Here is a 2,910-nt window from a genome sequence, read left to right as displayed (position 1 = left end):
CGCCTGCCGCAGGTGGGCATCGATGACAGCTTCTTCGATCTCGGCGGCGACAGCATCACCTCCATCCTGCTGGTCAGCCGTGCGCGCAAGGCCGGTCTGCTCATAACGCCGCGCAGCATTTTCCAGCACCAGACCGTCCAAGCGCTGGCGGCAGCGTCTACCCCCTTGACGACCCCAAATGCCATAGCGGATGTCGCCACCGGGCCAATTCCTGCAACACCGATCATTCGCTGGGACACCGAACGCAGCGGCCCGATGCGCAGGCACCACCAGTCGATGCTCCTGCAGGTGCCCGCAGACCTGCAACAGGATCACCTGATTGCTGCACTGCAGGCCCTGCTCGATCAGCATGACGCGCTGCGCATGCGCCTCGCGTCCAAGGACGCTGGCATCTGGCACTTGGAGCTCCCTGTATTGACGGCCTTCGAGGCCAAGGAATGCCTGCGCCGCATCGACACGCTCGGCTTGCACGAGGACGGTCTTCGCATGCTCGTTGCCGAAGCCTCGCGCACAGCCGCGGCCCGCCTTGACCCCGAAGCCGGACGCATGCTGCAGGCCGTGTGGTTCGACGCCGGGAGCGCAGAGCCCGGACGCTTGCTGTTGACGATCCACCACCTCGCGGTGGACGGCGTCTCCTGGCGCATCCTTGTGCCCGACCTCGAACTAGCCTGGCAGGCTGCACAGCGCGGCGAACGCGCCAGACTCGGACCGCGCAGCAGTTCCCTGCGCCACTGGGCGCTGCGCCTGAATGCCGAGGCCCTCTCCGCCCGGCGGATCGCCGAGCTACCGCTGTGGACCTCCATCGCCAGCGCAGCGGACCCGTTGCTGTCGCACCGCGCTCTCGATGCCCGCCGCGACACGGTCGCCACTGCCCAACGCCTCACGCTGAGCCTGCCGAGCACGCTCACCTCCGCGCTGCTCACGCAGGTGCCCGCGCTCTTCCACGGCCGCATCAACGACGTGCTGCTGACGGCCTTCGCGCTGGCCGTGGCCCAGTGGCGCCGCACGCGCGCATCCGACGCAGCCCCCGGCGTGGTCTTCGACCTTGAGGGACACGGCCGCGAGGACATCTTCGAGGACGTGGACCTCTCGCGCACCGTGGGCTGGTTCACCAGCCTGTTCCCGGTGCATCTGGACCTGCAGGGCATCGACCTCGATGACGCTCTGCGCGGCGGCCTCCACATGGGTCGTGCGCTCAAGCAGAGCAAGGAGCGACTGCGCGCCCTGCCCGACAACGGCCTGGGCTTCGGGCTGCTGCGCTACCTCAACCCCGAGACCGCCAAGGTGCTCGCGGGTGCAGCACCGCAGATCGGCTTCAACTACCTGGGGCGCTTCGCCGCACCACAGGCACAGGACTGGGCTGCTGCGCCGGAGGCCAGCGCCTTGAGTGGTGGAGAGGATGCCGAGGCGCCGCTGGCGCACGCGATCTCGCTGGACGCGCTCACGCGCGACAGGGCCGACGGCCCTGAGCTTCAAGCATCGTGGGCCTGGGCCGGCGAGCTCTTCAGCGAAGCCGACATCCGTGCACTTGCCCAGGGCTGGTTCGATGCCCTCGAGGCGCTTGTCGCACACGCCCAGCGCAGCGATGCCGGCGGCTTCACGCCCTCGGACTTCCCCCTGCTAGGCCTGAGCCAGCCGGAGATCGAACGCATCGAGCAGCAGCACCCCGCGCTCGAGGACATTCTGCCGCTGTCGGCCCTGCAGCAGGGCCTGCTGTTCCACGCCATGTACGACGAGCATGAGGCCGACGCCTACGTCGTGCAGATGGCCTTCGAGCTCACGGGGGCCCTGGACGCTGGCGCCCTGCACGCCGCCGCCAGCGCGCTGCTGCAGCGCCACGCCCACCTGCGCGCCGCATTCCTACACCAAGACCTCTCCGAGCCCGTGCAGGTCATCCCGCGCCAGATCACCCTGCCTTGGCAGGACATCGATCTCACAGCCTTCGATGCACCCGAGCGCGAGGCCCGCCTGGCCAGCTTCCTCGAGCAGGACCGCCTGCTGCCCTTCGACCCCGCCCACGCACCGCTGCTGCGCTTCGCGCTCATCCGCCTGAGCGCCGAGCGCACTCGCTTCGTCTTCACCAGCCACCACATCCTGCTGGACGGCTGGTCCATGCCGATCCTGCTCAAGGAGCTGTTCGCGCTCTACGCGAGCCGGGGCAACCCCGCCAGCCTGCCTCCGGCCACGCCCTACCGCAACTACCTGGGTTGGTTCAAGCAGCAGGACCGCTTAGCCGCCGAGCAGGCCTGGCGCGACTCCCTCGCTGGCCTGCAGGAGTCCACCAGGCTGGTCACCAGCCAAGCCTCCACCTCGGGGCACCAGTCCTCCTTCGCCTTCAGCCTGCCGCAGGCGCTGACCGAAGCGCTCACCCGACAGGCGCGCCGACACAGCCTCACCCTCAACACCCTCATGCAGGGTGCGTGGGGCGCGCTGCTCGCACGCCTGACCGGGCGCCAGGACGTGGTCTTCGGCATCACGGTCTCCGGCCGTCCGCCCGAGCTCGCTGGCGTCGAGTCCATGGTGGGCCTGTTCATCAACACCCTGCCGCTGCGCTTCCAGTTCCAGGCCCGTGAGCCTGCCATCGAGGCGCTTGCACGGCTGCAGGACGAGCAGTCCTCGCTCATCGCCCACCAGCACCTGGGGTTGAGCGAGATCCAGCGCCTGAGCGGCTTCAGCACGCTGTTCGACACGCTGTTCGTCTTCGAGAACTATCCCGTGGACCCCAGGGGGCAGCAGCCCTCCTACAACGGCCTGGAGGTCGCGCGTGCTGAGGGCGGCGGGGGCGACACCACCCACTACCCGCTGAGCATCGCGGTCATCCCGGGAGCCCGCCTGCAGTTGCGGGTGGGCTACCGCCCGGACCTGTTCGATCAGGCCAGCGTCCAGGCCATCATCGATCGCCTGCAACGC

1 protein-coding gene and 1 pseudogene are annotated in these 2,910 nt (G+C 69.0%); both read left to right on the top strand.

Translation table 11 applies throughout. From position 1 onward, the window contains the following. Positions 1–12 precede the first annotated feature (12 nt). Positions 13–144 (top strand): annotated as a pseudogene (locus FHY06_RS35210) (phosphopantetheine-binding protein); the annotation flags it as partial. A 111-nt stretch (positions 145–255) separates the two neighbouring features. Beyond that, positions 256–2,910 (top strand): condensation domain-containing protein (locus FHY06_RS34690; protein ID WP_260310882.1); only part of this gene is annotated, 2,655 nt, incomplete at its 3' end.

This window comes from Variovorax atrisoli (assembly GCF_014195185.1).
GTDB lineage: Bacteria > Pseudomonadota > Gammaproteobacteria > Burkholderiales > Burkholderiaceae_C > Variovorax > Variovorax atrisoli.
The sequence above is the reverse complement of the archived record's forward strand: the minus strand, read 5'-3'. Positions and strand labels throughout refer to the sequence as shown.